The following is a 17749-nucleotide window of genomic DNA, read 5'->3' as shown; positions in this document are numbered from 1 at the left end:
ACTATAGTGCACACGAGTTTCCTTCACAATAGTCCTTACTTATTTCCCCTTGATACTCCGGATGACGCTGCAACCATATTACAGCGTACGAACAAGTAGCTATGGGCTTCAGGGCATTTTCAAAGGCAAAATCATAAGCGGCTTTCACCAAAGCAGATGCAATTCCTCTCCCCCCTATCTCTGACGGAACAATGGTATGACGAATATCCAAACCATTATCATGAATACTATAAGCTACATGAGCTTTATATCCATCAACTTCTATCTCAAATCTTCTTTGTTCTGCATTATGTTTTATATCCATATTACTAAAGTTTAAAGATTTATATATCTGAAGCAAGATACAAAATTAAAGAATATTAAAAAAAGAATCAATGAATCTTATTTCAAAAAAATACATGAAATTTGCAGAAATAAAATTCATATAACGATATGGAAAAAGAAAGTCTTATAAAAAGATATTTAGTATTCATCGCAGGTCTGTATTTTTTAGCAATGGGTATATCATTAATTGTTCATTCCAGCTTAGGAACTACACCCATTTCAAGTATGAACTATGTATTAAGCATCAACACATCATTATCCCTCGGTACATGGACATTTATTGTAAATCTGCTCATGATTATCATCCAACTATGGCTGGCAAGCGGCAAATATGGGACACGTAAGGATACCATAGAAATTTTATTGCAGATACCTTTTTCTTTTATATTTTCTGCTTTTATCGATTTAAACATGATACTCATCCGCAATCTTGTTCCAAGTAACTATGGTATGGCTGTAGGAATTCTACTGGCAGGATGCATCATTCAATCCATAGGCGTAGTGTTAGAAATCAAACCTAAAGCAGCAATGATGAGCGCTGAAGGACTTGTGAAATATATAGCCCGACGCTGTAATAAAAAATTCGGTAATGTAAAAGTTTATGTAGATATTACACTGGTTAGTCTGGCCATTCTTATATCACTGGCTTTCACCATGCGCATAGAAGGAGTTCGAGAAGGCTCAGTCATAGCAGCTTGTATCACCGGATATATTGTTAACTTTCTGAATTATAAAGTCATGACAAGAAAAACATTATACCGCATCATACCCATAAAACATGAATAAAAGCTCAAAAGAAAAAATTTTAATCAATAATCTCCATTAACTAGAATTCTTATCCATGAACTATCAATTTGAAATCTGTGCCAACTCTGTAGAAAGTTGTCTTGCTGCCCAAGCAGGAGGAGCACATCGAGTAGAATTATGTGCTGGCATCCCCGAAGGAGGTACTACTCCTTCATTAGGTGAAATCCTAACTGCCCGTCGTATGCTTCAAATCAAACTACATGTCATTATACGTCCACGCGGAGGAGATTTTTTATATTCTCCCCTCGAACTGGAAATTATGGAAGAAGATATAAAATTAGCCAGAAAAGCGGGCGTGGATGGCATAGTAATAGGATGTCTTACCCCTGAAGGTGAGATTGATTTACCAGCCATGAAACGCCTCAGAACAGCAGCAGGTGATTGTTCCGTAACATTTCATCGAGCTTTCGACAGATGCAAAGATCCTTTTAAAGCACTTGATGAAATAGCTGAATTGGACATCCATCGTATTTTGACTTCAGGACAGCAACCTACTGCCCCTGAAGGAAGTGGTTTAATAAGAAAACTTGTAGACTATTCAAACGGTAGAATCAGCCTGATGGCAGGATGTGGAGTAAATGAAAACAATATCCGTCAATTAGCAGCAGAAAGCGGTGCCAGTGAATTCCACTTTTCTGCACGGGAAAAGATAAAAAGTGCCATGCGCTTTTCGAATCCGGAAGTAAAGATGGGAAGTGATTCTATTAATGAATACACACGCGAAATTACAACAGCTCAACGAGTAAAACGAACAATTGATGCACTTACCAGTCTATAATAAAAAATCCTCGGCTTTTAAATGAACCGAGGATTTTTTATTATACAGATTCTTTCATTTATTCATCCCATACCAAATAAGCAGAAACCAACCAATGATTCAGTTCTTCTCCATTTCCTGGTTGTGCATCGGGTATACTTACAGTAAAAGTATGTTTACCAGCCTGTAGTTCCTTCAAAGGAATTTCCTCTGGAACAACGTCCGACCCAGGACACCAGTTCGAACGAGATAAATCAGAAGATGCTAAAGGTTCCTCTACCATTTTTGTCTTATATCCATCTTCACTAATATAAGCAGCAAGACGTTCTATAAGCCATACTCCCGTAGCTGGGTTAAAACGACGGAATGAAGCACAATCATCTCTCCATGGGATAAAACTATATACTTCTTTTCCATCTACCGAAAGAATATTCTTCTTTTGGACAAACTCATCACCCCCGCTATGACCGCCATGACCAGTTACAATATATTTCAGACGTACATTCTTCGCATTTTTAGGAAGAACAAAATCAGCAGAAACAGATTTACGTGCAAAAATATCCGGATACGACTGTCCAATATAATATACCGTATTCATCAACGGTTCTACATGACGACGTATTAGTTTTTCACATGCAATCGGAGTTTCCTTAATATTCAGTTCCATACTGGCAATATAGCCTTCTGCTGTCCAAGTATCAATAAAAATACCAACATACACTTCACCTTTAAGCGCAGCATACAAGTCGGTAATATCCTGTTCCCACTGTACGCACTTCTCCCATTTAGGGATATATACAGGACGACGTTTGCTAGATAAAGAATCATCATTTTCACTATAATGTCCTACTCCAAATGGTGTCATAAAGCGCATCAATTCGATGGTAGGCAAATAGTTTTTTCCAGGTATTATACCAACCATATTTTCTAATTTCAGACTATCAACCTCAGGAAATTTATTTTTCCCTTGCGCTATACTCAACAAATTGACAGCCGAATTCTTAGGTAAAACAAAACAAGATCCTGACTTATCCCATCTGTCCCCATTCGATGCTACCGTAACCTTCAAACTAACTGTCACGTCTCTTTGATAATCAGGTATCTGGATTTTCTTCAAAATAATACGCCCATTCACTAAATGAATAATGCCATCACTATCTGCTTCCGAAAAGCTTGGATATGTATTAGGCAAAAAACGCACATTCGCATTATCAAATACCTGTAGGCTTAAGTTACCTTTAGCTGGCAGCTCCTTATGACTGGCAGCATTTACTGTTAATGTAAACAGCAGAGAAAAAAGAATAAAGATTGTTCTCATGTCTATGTTAAATTCTAATGCTTTCAGATTAATAAAATTCGAGTTCTTATAAATCAAAGAACTCGAATTTTTTATTTATTCTTGTACGGTAATTGGTTCGCAAGTAAATTTGCTAAGATTGTCTACTACATAGCGTACATTTTCTTCCGGCACACTGATAGCGATACGAAAACTATGAGTAGTAGCCTCTACTGAAATATCTGTACCTGCCGGTAGACTATTCAGTTCAGCAGCTGTCAGGCAGAAGCTTTCTTTTTCGCGCAAGTATCTTTTTTCTTTTGAATAAAAATCTTGCTGTGCATAAAACATTGCCCACAATAATTTGTATGCGGCCATATTATAAGGATATTTAAACGTATCAGTACCCTGTCCTATAACTTTATCTGAAAGATACAAGAATCCCCATCTGTCAGGCATATGCATATCAATTTTACCAGTTGGCATCCATACCCAGTTTTCTTCACGCTGTCCCGGTTTCAGCCACTGCACACGTGAAAAATTAATACGCCAATATTTTCCAGCTTCTCCAGGATTAGAGAAATTTACAGTCAATGCTTTATGAGGAATAGCCATCTCTACAGTCCATTGTTTGTCTTTATCTTTCGAGTTATTCAATGTCCCGTCACGATGTACAGCCAGTTGAAGTCCCGGACAATCCCACTGAATCATGAAATTTCCTCCAGAACGATAAGGCTTATCCAACATCAAATCAAATATAACAGCTTTTGCATTAGTTTCTATTTCAAAGTAATTCTGCCCGTCACAATCCGGATCGAGAAAAACTTCAAAATCATTATCATGGTAAATAATTGTATCTCGCTGATTCAGCTTCGCCTTAATATCATCTTCCTGCAACATAGCAGCAACATAAAGATACTTATCATCCCACAGCATTTTAGCAGACGTATTATAACACGGCTTAGCAAATCCTTCTCCACTTATATCTACAAAAGAAGAAGTGGGCTGTGCCTTCTGCCAGTCAGCTTCATTCAGTTTTCCATCTACCTTAATTTTCCCATCTACGCGATAGCATACATACCCTGCGGGCAAAGTTAGCATACGCTCATACTTCGAATACAAATTTTGCGCCAGAAGTTGTCCTCCCATAGCCAACGCAAGCACACTACATACTAGTTGTTTTCTCATGGTTATTTTTATTAATTACTTTCAATTACTTGACCTGCTCCTCGATATAACTTAACCGGACCATCCAACAATACAGCAATTACCGTTATCTGTGGATCCAGTACGTGTTCTGGTACATCAATATATAAATTGCCAGGAACCTCGCTCCAGTAATTTTTGTTATACACTTTATAAGACAACATGGAGCCATTACCGACAACCCACACTCTATTAACTTTATTCATCAATCCCTTTACTTCGATAGGTCCATTAGGTTTATATGGTAAATAAAGATACAAGATATCTCCACCTTTATTTAAAGTTGTATATCCTTGGAAGTGCTCTGTCGGAATACCAACACGAGTATCGTAGATAGCTTCTTTATGTTTTTTAGTCCAACGACCAAATTCTTTTAAAATAGCAACCTGCTCTTCAGGAATTGTACCATCTTCCTTCGGTCCAATATCAAGCAGCAGATTTCCACCCATACTCAGACAATCGACAAATGTACGCAATAGGATAAAAGGTGACTTATAGTTTGTATCTGTATGCTGATATCCCCAAGAATCATTCATAGTCATACAGAGCTCCCAATACTTATCTTCAGGACGAACAATAGGAACTCCCTGCTCGGGTGTAGCATAATCACCATATCCCTGAATACGTGAATTTATAATTACATTCTTATTATCAGATCTCAACAAATCAACGATACCTTTAGAGTTCCAAGCTTCTGCTGTTTGTTCCCAATCTCCATCAAACCAATACAAATCAGGCTTCCAGGTTTTATTCAATTCACTCAGCTGTGCCATATTGAAATCTACAAAACGCTGCCACCTTACAGAATCATCTTTATAACGAACCTCTGTACGTGTCATATTTGGATAATCAGGATGCGACCAATCCAGCAATGAATAGTAAAATCCCAGCTTCAATCCCTGCTTACGAACTTCCTTCACAAAAGGACTTATTAAATCACGTTTAGCTGGTGTACACTTTACAGTACTGAGTTCTCCCGCCTTTGTATCCCACAAAGCCATCCCATCATGATGCTTGGTTGTAATAACTGTATAGCGTGCACCACTCTCTTTTATTAAGTCAACCCATGCTTTAGGATCATATTTAGAAGCAGTAAATCCATCTTTCTGACTCATGTACTCCTCATAAGGCAGATACTTATTGAAGAAAGACCAACTTTCAGAAACTCCTTTTACAGAATAAATACCCCAATGGATGAAAATACCTAACTTGGCATTTGCAAACCACTCCATTCTTTTTTCTTTCTGTGTATCCTGTTGGTCCTTAGGTTGTGTTTGACTCATCACAGGAGCAACAATTACACTAATAGAAAATAGTGCTGCAAATAATCGTTTACTCATTCTTATATATGATTAAAATTCATTATAGCTAATGTGACATACTCACTCCAACGAAGAAAGTACATCTCATACATTATAAAAACTTATTTCCTTAAATAAACAAAAATAGCCCAACAACCATTCTAGGGCAGACAAAGTATCTGCTAACAGGCTGTCAGGCTATTTTATTAATTATAATTATTTCTGATTACTTCCTAATGACCACCACAATGGAGTAATAATGACATCACTACCTCCCAACAATTCCACTGCTTTTTGATAATTTTCTGGATCAGCATTATCAAGAGTAGTAGGATATCTCATACGTTGAGGATAGAAATCCCACTGTTGACCATTTTTCCAAGAATCTTTTTTCAGGACATTAACCATATCAGAACCTATCAGATCACTTTCATTTGCAGGAATTTCAAAGAAAGGTAATCCCAAACGACGATGGTCATTCCATATTTCAAGTACTTGATATGGCATTTGTGCAATATATTTCTGAGTAATAATCTTAGTCAAATGGTCATTCATAGCTTTACCATATAAGGTCTTAGAAGCTGTCGGATAATTATAAACAACTTCTTGTATCTGATCTGTATTAGTATAACCATCCCTATAAGTCATCACCTCACTTGTTGGTTCTACTGTATCATCAAATGCTACACTTGTACCTAAACGATTACGAGTTGTAGAATTGATATATTGATCAGCATACTCACTTACACCAAAATATTCAAAGCTGGAACGAATTCCTAACTCATAAGCTTCTTTTGGTGTAATATTTGAAATCCAACCATATTCAGCAGCTTCAGCCAACAAGAAATAACTTTCCCATGGAGCAAAATAAATACGAGCTTTTCCACTGCAATAATCACTACCTAACATAGGAAGAGTACAACCCGGACCATAACCGTTACTTACTAACTCATTATAAGAAACAGTTGAAGACCATGTAGCACGAGTACCTGCAGGATAACCATTCCAGCATTTTGTTGCATCAATAGCAATTCGATCTTGTTTTTCGGCACTTGGTATGGGTTTTCCACTTTCATCCACGGCTAACAAAGCAAAATCTTTAGCCGATTTATCCAAGTATTTATCAATATAATTTTCAGCTTCTGCATCATCAGGTAAACAGAAAATCTTCAAGGCACGAGGATCCAAATTTTCAGGAATACCATCCATCCAATATTGTTTAGTTGGATTATCTGTATTTGCTACATAATGACGATTGTAACGGATTCCTAAATAATTAGCAGGCTTTACGTTAGAAGCCAGACGAGGATACATATCTGCAACTTTAACTCCACCAAGATTTGTTAACAAGTTAGCAACTGTAGAAGACAACACTTGATCATCAAAAGAACGCGTAAATACACCTGTCAAATTGTCCCAACCATTATTTTCAGGAACAGCAAAAATCTCATCCTGAGTCGTAATAACATTCAAGCCCTCAGCAGCAGCACTAAATTCACTTCTTGCGGTAGCTGGATCAACTACAGATAAACGCATAGCATAACGCATTCTTAATGAATTTGCTAACTTTTTCCACTTTGTAGCATTAAAGTTATTACCAAAAGTATCACAAGAGCCTTCATCTCCTTCGGCTTCCACAGATGTATCAATCGCTTCCGAAGCCTCTTTCAATTCTTTCAAAATAAATGCGTATACTTCCTTTTCCGAATTGAAAACAGGGTTTTCACCCATAAATCCTTCTATAGCATAAGGACCAAAATTATCTGTAAATTCACTAATTAAATAAGCACGCCAAATACGCGCAAATTGTTTCACATTTGGGAAAAACTTTTGTTCATGTGCTGTAGCAGTACCAGATGCAAGCTGTTGATCCGCTGTATTAATAGCTAATGTAGCATTCTTAATACTATTACAGATACATGGATAATAATAGCTACTAGTATAATCATCAGAATAACGACCAACATTTAAGAAACTCATCTCACCAATAACACGAGCTGCACTACCCCAGTTGTACACAACAATACGTTCAGAAACCCCTGGATCCATTTTTGCTTGTGCAATAGAATTATTCAAAGCAAATTGAGGCTTTACATATTCTATAGTCGCTGTAATAGGACTTGTATTAACCTCATCAAAATCGGAGCATGAAAACAAAGCTGTACAAGCTCCCAATCCTAATATAATAGTTTTTATATCTTTCATAATAATCATTTCCTTTAATCCCTTAGAAACCAAGAGTTACATTAAACAAATAAGTACGTGACGTTGGCGCAGAAGCATTTTCCATACCTGTAGCATTTGTACTAGTTGCGTAAACAGATTCTGGGTCAATACCATCTAAGTTACTCTTTATCATCCATACATTATTAACAGATACGCCTAACTTCAAACGCTGAATAGGAGTTTTCTTTAACATTGAAGACGGGAAAGAATAAGTCAGTGAAACATTACGCAAACGAATATTAGTAGCATCATAAACATAAGCTTCAGATATACCAGCACGACCAGTTCCTAAAGCCTGATAATATTGTTGTAATGATACTGGAGTTTGGTTTGGAGCATAAGTACCATCAGCTTGTTTTACAACACCTGGAACAACAATATCTTCTCGTTTTCCACCGGGAGCCGTTACTTCTGCAATACCAGAACGTTGCAATTCCAAATTTGTAAACGAGAAAATATCACCACCAAAACGTCCATCAATCAAGAAACTAAAGCCAAAATTCTTATAAGTGAAACTGTTAGTCCATCCAGCCATCATATCCGGTTGCTGTTCACCAATTTTATAACGTTCACTTGTAGCCTGTGGCAAACCAGAATCACTCAATAATAACTGTCCGTAATATGGGCTGTTAGGATCTTCTACTCGTTGATATTTTGTACCCCAAATTTCTCCATATACACCACCTGCAACTGCATAAATTTGTAATGCATCAGAGCCTCCCAAAGAGTATCTCATTCCAGGCTGTCCAGGAAGCAATTCAATAATTTTACTATTATTCTTCGAAATATTTAATTGAGTATCCCAAGAAAAATCACTCGTTTCTACAGGACGCGCATTTAACATAAGCTCAATACCAGTATTCTGAATATTACCGGCATTAATCTTCATACTTTCATAGCCAGAAAGATTATTCATTGGAATATTCATCAACTGACGTTTAGCGTTTGTTTTATACCAAGCAAAATCAACACCTAAACGGTTATTAAAGAACTTCAATTCTGTTCCGACTTCCCACGAAGTGATTAACTCACTGCGAACATCTGCATCATATTTAATTTTACCTTGATCTGCAGTAGGCTGACCGCCAATAGAAGATATAGTATATGAATCATATAACTGATATGGATCCATGTCATTACCTACTTGGGCAAAAGAAGCACGAACTTTTGCATAAGTAAACCACTCAGGCATAACCTTACCAATCTTATTCACCATATCACTAATCACCCATGATACAGAAACAGAGGGATAAAAGAATGAGCGATTTTTCTTTGCTAAAGCAGAAGACCAGTCATTACGGAATGTTGCATCTAAGAATGCCCATCCATCATAATTTATACCTAATGTACCATACAATGAATTAATCTTTTTATGAGTATAAGTTTCTGTAATGCCTAATTGATCCTTAGGACCATTATTCAAAGAGAACAAATCAGGAGCGGTCAGCTTGCCCATGCTTACTTCAACACCTGTCGATTTACGCTCCATGAGGTTACCTCCAAAAGAGAAATTACCACCCCAATTTCCAAAAATACGATCTTTATGTCCGCTTATCAAGAAGCTAAAGTTATTTTCATAGAATTTCTGTTCTCCCATTGTATAACGACTATCACCATCGTTAATGGTACTTCCAGCATACAGTTTATCATCGCGTTCTGTGAAATACATATCACTACCAGCTCTGATTTCCGCATCCAACCATTCTGTAAATTTATACTTTAAAGACCCATTCATTAAAAAACGATTACGAGAGTCCTTATTTGGATTATACTCATTCAACCAATAGGGATTCACCCCACTTCTATACCACCAAGTCATATTACCAAATTCATCTTTTAATGGATTAGAAAAGTCTCGGATGTCAATAGTGGTAGGCAGATTAAACACTGTATAAAAAGCATTAGCATCACGAGAACCACCTTGAGGACGATTTTCTGCTAGAGAATTAATATATTGAACCTTTGCATCAATACTCCAACGATCGTCTTTTCCAAAAGAAGAAGCAGCACGCAAAGTTAAATTTGTACGATGTAATTTAGATCCCGGTATTTTACTAGCATCATCCATACGATTTAAAGACGTATAAATAGATGTTTTTCCAAACATTTGTGAAAATGATACACTTTCAGTAAAATTAATACCTGTGTCAAAATAATTTTTCACATTATCATAGGCTTGCATTCTTCCAGTTGTTCCATCCCACTTAGTGTACTCCTGTCCCGTAATAGCAGGTCCCCAACTATTACCATTTGTCGCATCATACACTCCATTTTCACCTTGTCCGAAAGCAGTCTGACGTTTAGGCAACATAAACAATGTTTCCGCAGAAACAGAAGCAGAAATCGTAACACCTAATCCTGGATTTTCTTTACCTTTTTTAGTAGTAATCAAAATAACGCCATTACCTGCACGAGATCCATAGAGGGCAGCTGCAGAAGCTCCTTTCAATACAGACATAGATTCAATATCTTCTGGATTGATATCAGAAAGACCGTTACCCATATCCATTGACGGATTATCAATATCATTATTAGTTGCTCCTGTAAAGTTATCCATCGGAACACCATCAACAACAATCAACGGCTGATTGGACCCAGTTACAGAATTCGCACCACGCAACTGGATCTTAGAAGATCCACCAGGACCATTACTAGAACGAATAATTTGCACACCAGAAATTTTACCAGACAATGCATTAGCAAGATTTGTTTCACGTGCTTCAACCAAAGATTCACCCTTTACTTCCTGCATTGCATAACCCAAAGCTTTCTTTTCACGCTTAATACCCAAAGCAGTTACCACAACCTCCTGAAGAACTTCCGTATCATCAGACATTTTTATAGTCCCGAAATCCGGAGTAGCAGGCAACTGTTGAGTTTTATAACCGATATAAGAAATCTCCAATGTAGCGCCAGAAGCTACCTGAAGAGTAAATTTACCATCTATATCGGTTATCGTACCATTAGTTGTACCAACTTCAAGAATACTTACACCAATCAACGGCTCACCTTGAGCATCGACAATTGTACCTTGAGTGGTAATTTTAGCTGATTGCTGTGAAATAGATGCATCCAATGATTTTTCTGGAGCAGCCCATACAGTTCCCCAGCCGGAAACCATCAGCAATAAAAACATTTGTGAAAACCTACTAATTCTCATAGATTTAACATTTAATAATTATATAATTAGAAACTTGTAGTTAAAAGGTCATTCATAAAGAATAAATAAAAAACAAACAAAACATATCATTTTTTCAATTAAAATGACAATAAAAATTTCATAATATTAGATTCCTTTTTATATATAGTAACATTCTTGTGGACAAAGATAATTATATTTTAAAAATTTTTATTAGCAACTATATAAAATATTTAACCACTTAAACATTATTAACAATACCAACTAATTTCCTAATACCACTATCATTATCAGTTATTTTACAAGAAGATAATCATAGTATTTATATATACTTCACTACTTATTTAGTTTCCATAGAGATACAAAATTTCACATAGCAATATTATGGCGAAAAAATTATTACAGAATATAAGTGTGCCACATTCCATGTCACTTATATATAATATAAAAGAATTTCAAAAAACAGAAAGCCGATATAAGTATTATCTTATACCGGCTTTCTATAAAAATATTTTTAAATACTAATCTTACTCTGTTTCATCCAGGCTATCAATAATTTTCAGCAAACGCTCACCTAATCCAATTGTGTAGCCATGTGATGTAAATACAATTCTATTAAAAGTATCACCTATTATAAATATAGGTAATTGAGTATTTGCTTCAAGTTCTAATGCTTCAAGGAGTTTTTTCTGAATAGAGCTATCTGGATCAATACCAAACACAACATGTTCAGGAAGTCCTGGAGCAGGTGCAGTCTGATACTTTTCATAAGCAGCACGAGTTGGGAACAAAAGAATCATTTTTCGTCCACAAGCATCAAATTCCTTTGCCTTGACAGCAATATCCTTCAATGTATGATCTGTAGGTTCCTGTCCTACACCCAAGATAGCAAGTACAAATAATCCACGTCCTGAAGTTTTCAGCACTGTAGTTTCTTGACCTGTGGCAGCATCTATAAACTTAGATTCAGAGTCAAAGTTACCAATCACCTTCACAGCTTCAGTATTATCACGCACAAGCAATTTTTCATTTGTCACCTCACCTTTGCGAACATTGAAAAAAGAAACCTGCCCTAATACACCACCATCTGCCAGACGGCTTCCAGAAACCATTATATAATATCCTTCATCCAAAGAAGATGGTTCTTTAAACAAAGCACTCCATTTTGCAAAATCAGGATAATTCAATAATGTAAATCCTACTCCATCAAATTTTGAGAGAGTAAAGTGACGAAGGTATTCCGGATCATTCAGCTGCGGTATAGGTGAATATGCTAATTGCAATTTACCTGTTTCAGAGACTCCAGATACTCCACTTTCAAAATCCAGCTGGATATCTGAACCATTATTTCTATAGAATACATTTCCTGTAACTCCATCTATCCATGCTGGAATGCCTAACGAGCGTGCAACTGCAACAAAGAATATATCACGTGACACACGGTCGGCAATACGACTACGCCAAACTCCTTCGGGTGAAATAAAAGTTCCAACACAACACAACTCATCTCGAAGTGTAATATTCTTACGACACCATTCTGCCAAATTATTCGGATTTGCACGGAACATTTTGGCATCTTTTTTCGAAATCTCTTTCTGGAAGAAAGAACGATATGGAGTCAACATTTCGCCTGCTATACGCGGAGCTAATACTTTATCCGCATCCAAAGCCAGATCTGTATTATATAAGTGATCATCCAATATACTCTTAGGAGTATCACGTAAATCCTTATCTGAAAGCGTTGCTAACAATTGAAGTGCACGTGTTGCATAATTTTTTTTGGCAGCCTCACGCAAAAAAGCCATTATATCACCATAATTACCTCTTGAAGCAACAATATATTTATTGACATCCGCAGCCTTATACCCTGTTTCTGATGCAAATTGTTCGATAGCTGAAGCATTTGGGAAAGATGCAACATAAGCATTTCTAATAGAATCTTCCCGATTGAAACGAATATCATTTTTAGCGCGTTGCTCAGGAGTAACTTCCGGTATGTTCGGTTTTACGGGAGGAGGTACTAGATCTACAGGAAACGAAAACTCTTCACCTATACGGTGACTAAGTTCTATAGCGACCTCACGTTCTTTTCCAAATGTTACTTTCTTAATACCAAACTGGTCACCTTTCGTTACGAGCACCATCATGTCTCCCAGACCAGCAGACAAGCTAGCCTTACCATCCTTCTCTGTTGTACGAGTATGAACAGTAAAGAATTCTGCATAATTATAGACCTTAAACTGTACACATGCACCTTCTACAGGTTTCTGTTGGCTATCAACAACCGTCACAGTAAGAGGAGCAAACTTAGCATAATTTCCTATAATATTAATCTCCGTATAATTCGCTGTACGGCGCATAACATCTTCTGGACCCTGATAATAGCCAAATACTTTTGTATGCATTAGCATACCACGACTGGCAGGAGCATTAAACCATCCCAAATCGAGAACGGGCTCAGGTTCGCAAGCTCCCAAGAAATGCCATTCACCATCAACCCATGCTTCTACCCATGCATGATTATCATCCGTATGAGCCCAGCGAGGAGTATAAACCTGACGGGCAGGAATGCCTACAGAACGAAGAGCAGCAACAAGAAAAGTAGATTCCTCACCACAACGTCCGTAAGCTGTCTTCACTGTAGCCAATGGTGCACTGGTACGAGCATCAGCCGGTTGGTAATTTACTTTTTCATGACACCAATGATTTACTTCAAGCACAGCATCGTGCATAGAAAGCCCTTTTAAACGGGGCATCAGTTCATCATGAAAAATCATGCGTGCACGATCCAGATTTTCATTATTTATTCGTACCGGCAAGACAAAGTGCGAAAAGATATCATCGGGTATTGTTTTACCCCATGTCGTTTCTTTTCGCGTAGACAATGAGCTACGTACATTTTCCAAATAAAAACCACCGGAATAATCTGTTATATCTCCGACTGACATATAAGCATAAAAGAAAGTAAGTGCATCACGTTCTTCTTGTGTAAGCTGTTGTCGGAAAACACTAAACAAATCACCAGTCGGCAGTGCTTCTTTCTTTTTTTGGAAATCGGCATTCACGCGATCCATTGAAAGATTTTGCGCAGTAATGGAACAGACTGACAAAAACAGCCCTGCAATCATCATTAGAGATCTCTTCATAGTATAAAATAATTAATAATATTATGCTACAAAGATATATTTTTAAAAATTAACACACAATATAAACCAAAATATTTCTAATTCTTAATGAATCCAATCTTAATTATATAAATATCTATCTAACTAGATATGAAACAAAAAAATCGGCATAATCCATTGAAGGATTATACCGATTTCATTTATTATTTAGTCAATATATTGCTTAACTTCCTCAAAATCAACGTGATATATCTATCAGCGACTTGCGTACATGTGTTGCAAATATAACGCAAACCCGAAAATAAGCATCCATAAGCAACCACAGCTCTTGCTTGCAAAATTACGATTTTTATTCATAAATAAAGAGATGTAAACGCATAAAAATCAAAAGAAAGCGATGTTTTTAACAGATTCTTCGGTTTTATCCTTACCTTTGTGTATGATATTGGGATGTTATACCCAAACAACAATAAGAAAACGATGCAGATACATAACAATACATTGATAGCGGAATGCTCGGCTTACGATTTCAAGGAAATGTTGGAGCGTAAGAAAGTAAAGTCATGGCTTAAATCCGTGTCGGCATTTGCCAATACGGACGGTGGCAGTTTGTTCTATGGAGTGAATGATGACGGCGTAATTGTAGGGTTGGAGAATCCACAAGCCGATGCTGATTTTATCAGTGAAATGATAAAGGCACGACTTGACCCTGTGCCGGAAGTTCAACTTATTCCGATAGAACATGAAGGACATACCCTGCTTGAAGTGAAAGTAAAGGCAGGAACGCTTACACCTTATTACTATTATCAGGACGGAACACGTACTGCATATGTACGGGTTGGCAATGAAAGCGTGGAGTGTAATTCACAACAACTTCTTTCGTTGGTATTGAAAGGTACACACATGACATGGGATTCTCTTCCTACACAAGTGGATGCCAGCAAGCACTCATTTATTATTCTCGCCAATACTTTCCGTGAGCAAACCCATCAGGAATGGAACGATAAGTATTTGGAATCATTCGGACTTGTCACATCTGACGGGAAACTGACCAATGCCGGATTGTTGTTTGTGGACAATTGCACCGTATTCCAATCACGTATTTTCTGCACCCGTTGGACGGGGCTCTATAAAGACGATGCCATCAGTTCCGTAGAGCATCGGGCAAATCTCGTATTGCTTCTGAAATATGGCATGGACTTCATCAAGAACTATACCATGAGCGGGTGGGTCAAGATGCCGAACTATCGCCTGAATCTCCCCGACTATTCCGACCGTGCTATTTTTGAAGGATTGGTAAACCATCTTATCCATAGAGATTACACAGTAATGGGTGGTGAAGTACATATTGACATCTATGATGACCGAGTAGAATTGGTATCACCAGGAGCAATGCTTGATGGCACACAAATTCAAGACCGAGACATATACAAAGTGCCGTCCATGCGCCGTAATCCAGTTATTGCGGATATGTTTACTCAATTGGACTATATGGAGAAACGCGGTTCGGGCTTAAGGAAAATGCGGGAACTTACGGAGAAACTGCCTAATTTCCTGCCGGGCAAAGAGCCACAATATCAAACGGAAGCAATTTCTTTCTATACCACATTCTATAATTTGAATTGGGGAGAGAACGGAAGGATACCTATAGAAGAAGTTGCCAACAGAGTAAATAGTAGCTTCGAAAAGTACTCTATCGATGAAGAATCTTCGGTGAAAACTTTCGGTGATTTACAGAAATCTTCGGTGAAAACCTTCGGTGATTTGCAAAATTCTTCGGTGAAACAAAAACGATTGGGACGGACTGCACAAAGCATTCTTGACCTTGTAATATCAGATGGCTCTATATCTCAAGATAAGATGGCGGAAAAAATAGGAGTCAGTAAACGAGCCATTGAAATGCAGATTGCAAATCTAAAAGCCAAAGGATTGCTTGTCAGAGAGGGAGCAGATCATGGTGGCTATTGGCGTATTGTAATTAATCCTAAAGCAGAAGAATAGACCTATGGGAATATATCTTATACCACTCTGTGTTATAGTTGCCATTTTGGTAATCGCTTTTTTGTTTGCTTCTTTACAGCAAGTAAAACATAAAACTCGATATATAGTGCTTTATGTAATAGCCATCATCATGCTATTTGCCGTTATTCCTATCAATGAATATTTGACTAAGTTTACGCAAATTTCAAGTGAAGAATACCTGCTTATTTTAATATTCGATATTGCGGTGGGATATTTTTGTATGTACATTGCAGGTTTGCTGAAATTCAATCTTCTTAAACAAAAAAATCAAGCATTAGAAAATGCCTTGACAGAAAAGCAACAAAAAAATGTAAATGCTCTATTAAAACATCAAAATGAAAAGCAAAAATCACTTCTCAAAGGAGAACTTGAATGGTTAACAGAAAAAATCAAAGTATTTACTGAGGAAGAGCAGAAAGCTATTCTTGCCTGTGCCTGCGCATTTGCAGAACATGACTTGATAATCGCTCCATCAATATCTATTCAGCAAAAAGATACATGTAGTCAGCAAGACCTTATGTATTTTGTTTGTTCTGCTTTTTTCAACATGGGTAAGAAGCGTAATGATATTGTAAGTTTCTTGTATAAAGTTTTTCCTATATATTTTCCTGCAGGAGGAAGTGTGTTGGCTAAAAAAATGCCAGGACAGGAAAGGGTAAAAGAAAGAAGAGATAAAGAAAAACAATCCACATGAACCAAAAGTATTATTGAAGTATATTCCAATATAAAGTCGTTTTTCGACATATATTTGTCAGATAATCATTATAATCAGAATAGATTTTCGATTATAATGATTATCTTTGTTTTTGAAAACATATTATGTAATGTATGAACAAAGATATTAATCGCTTGAAAGTGGTTCTAGCAGAAAAGAAACGCACCAATAAATGGTTGGCAGAACAACTGGGTAAAGATCCGGGAACTGTTTCGAAATGGTGTACCAACACTATGCAGCCCAATCTAGAGACATTAGCGAAAATTGCAAAAATTCTTGAAGTAGATATCAGGGATTTGTTATGGCCTATAAAAGACTAGAGTAACACTAAAATCAAAAATGATTTATAATAGTATACAATAGTTCGTTAAAAATTCGCCAAGCCTAAGCGGCTCTGGCAGTAAATAAAATGAGTTCTTTGAAAAGTTTGTCAATAACTTGCGGGTCTGGGCTAATCCCAAACACGCAAATAAATCGTTCAAGCATATAAGCATTGTGTATGAAAGACTTGCAGGAGGATATGGAATAGGTTATTCCGAGCCTCTTACATGCCGCTTTGGCCAAGTTGACAGCAGCAAGCGATGCATTGAAGTGAAAATCCAATTTCCTGAAGTCGGTAGACTGGCAGCTGGTGATTCCTGCATGCTGCTTGCCATCTCTAAAGCAAAATTCCAGTTGGAACCTGGTTGGGTAATAATCCAGCACCTCTCGTCCATCCATGGAATCGTCTGTAGAGAAGTAAAGCTGCCACTTGTCTGTCCTCCCGTCCATCGGATACCAGATGGCTAAGGAAACATACCTTTTGAGAGCTTTTGCATATACCCTCAATCCGTATAGCTTTCCCTTGTTCA

At 37.2% G+C, this 17749-nt stretch carries 11 protein-coding genes and 2 pseudogenes; 5 read left to right on the top strand and 8 right to left on the bottom strand.

Annotated features, from left to right (window positions below):
* Nucleotide 1: 1 nt before the first annotated feature.
* Complete coding sequence (locus tag BACCOP_RS08100) at nucleotides 2-304, bottom strand: GNAT family N-acetyltransferase (RefSeq protein ID WP_007568117.1); 303 nt, start codon at nucleotides 302-304, stop codon at nucleotides 2-4.
* 128 nt (nucleotides 305-432) lie between these two features.
* Here BACCOP_RS08100 and BACCOP_RS08095 point away from each other — a divergent pair, with 128 nt between their 5' ends.
* Nucleotides 433-1110, top strand: a complete 678-nt coding sequence (locus BACCOP_RS08095) for a YczE/YyaS/YitT family protein (RefSeq protein ID WP_007568115.1) — start codon at nucleotides 433-435, stop codon at nucleotides 1108-1110.
* Between the two features lie 55 nt (nucleotides 1111-1165).
* Nucleotides 1166-1909, top strand: coding sequence for a copper homeostasis protein CutC (locus BACCOP_RS08090; protein WP_007568113.1), 744 nt, complete (start codon nucleotides 1166-1168; stop codon nucleotides 1907-1909).
* A 58-nt stretch (nucleotides 1910-1967) separates the two neighbouring features.
* Here BACCOP_RS08090 and BACCOP_RS08085 read toward each other — a convergent pair whose 3' ends face one another.
* The 6 genes and pseudogenes from BACCOP_RS08085 to BACCOP_RS08060 all read right to left on the bottom strand — a co-directional run bounded on the left by BACCOP_RS08085 (nucleotide 1968) and on the right by BACCOP_RS08060 (nucleotide 14182).
* Nucleotides 1968-3206, bottom strand: coding sequence for a PNGase F N-terminal domain-containing protein (locus BACCOP_RS08085; protein WP_040311950.1), 1239 nt, complete (start codon nucleotides 3204-3206; stop codon nucleotides 1968-1970).
* Between the two features lie 78 nt (nucleotides 3207-3284).
* A pseudogene (locus tag BACCOP_RS08080) lies at nucleotides 3285-4352 on the bottom strand (carbohydrate-binding family 9-like protein); the annotation flags it as partial.
* An 11-nt stretch (nucleotides 4353-4363) separates the two neighbouring features.
* Nucleotides 4364-5653 carry an alpha-L-fucosidase gene (locus BACCOP_RS08075; protein ID WP_085960425.1) on the bottom strand — a complete coding sequence of 430 codons (1290 nt, stop codon included), beginning with the start codon at nucleotides 5651-5653 and terminating at the stop codon, nucleotides 4364-4366.
* A gap of 234 nt (nucleotides 5654-5887) precedes the next feature.
* Complete coding sequence (locus BACCOP_RS08070; protein ID WP_040311949.1) at nucleotides 5888-7876, bottom strand: SusD/RagB family nutrient-binding outer membrane lipoprotein; 1989 nt, start codon at nucleotides 7874-7876, stop codon at nucleotides 5888-5890.
* A gap of 22 nt (nucleotides 7877-7898) precedes the next feature.
* Nucleotides 7899-11033, bottom strand: a complete 3135-nt coding sequence (locus BACCOP_RS08065) for a SusC/RagA family TonB-linked outer membrane protein (protein ID WP_007568102.1) — start codon at nucleotides 11031-11033, stop codon at nucleotides 7899-7901.
* A 530-nt stretch (nucleotides 11034-11563) separates the two neighbouring features.
* Nucleotides 11564-14182, bottom strand: a complete 2619-nt coding sequence (locus BACCOP_RS08060; RefSeq protein ID WP_007568100.1) for a transglutaminase-like domain-containing protein — start codon at nucleotides 14180-14182, stop codon at nucleotides 11564-11566.
* Between the two features lie 459 nt (nucleotides 14183-14641).
* Between BACCOP_RS08060 and BACCOP_RS08055 the strand changes: the two genes are divergently transcribed.
* The 3 genes from BACCOP_RS08055 to BACCOP_RS08045 all read left to right on the top strand — a co-directional run bounded on the left by BACCOP_RS08055 (nucleotide 14642) and on the right by BACCOP_RS08045 (nucleotide 17218).
* Entirely contained in the window at nucleotides 14642-16162 is a 1521-nt protein-coding gene (locus BACCOP_RS08055) for an RNA-binding domain-containing protein (RefSeq protein ID WP_040311948.1), read from the top strand.
* Nucleotides 16163-16166: 4 nt separating this feature from the next.
* Nucleotides 16167-16877: a hypothetical protein gene (locus BACCOP_RS08050; protein WP_007568097.1), complete on the top strand. Its 711-nt coding sequence runs from the start codon at nucleotides 16167-16169 to the stop codon at nucleotides 16875-16877.
* A 134-nt stretch (nucleotides 16878-17011) separates the two neighbouring features.
* Complete coding sequence (locus BACCOP_RS08045; RefSeq protein WP_007568096.1) at nucleotides 17012-17218, top strand: helix-turn-helix transcriptional regulator; 207 nt, start codon at nucleotides 17012-17014, stop codon at nucleotides 17216-17218.
* 64 nt (nucleotides 17219-17282) lie between these two features.
* Here BACCOP_RS08045 and BACCOP_RS08040 read toward each other — a convergent pair.
* Nucleotides 17283-17749, bottom strand: a pseudogene (locus tag BACCOP_RS08040) (transposase); the annotation flags it as partial.

The organism is Phocaeicola coprocola DSM 17136, from assembly GCF_000154845.1.
GTDB classification, from domain to species: Bacteria; Bacteroidota; Bacteroidia; order Bacteroidales; family Bacteroidaceae; genus Phocaeicola; species Phocaeicola coprocola.
The sequence above is the reverse complement of the archived record's forward strand: the minus strand, read 5'-3'. Positions and strand labels throughout refer to the sequence as shown.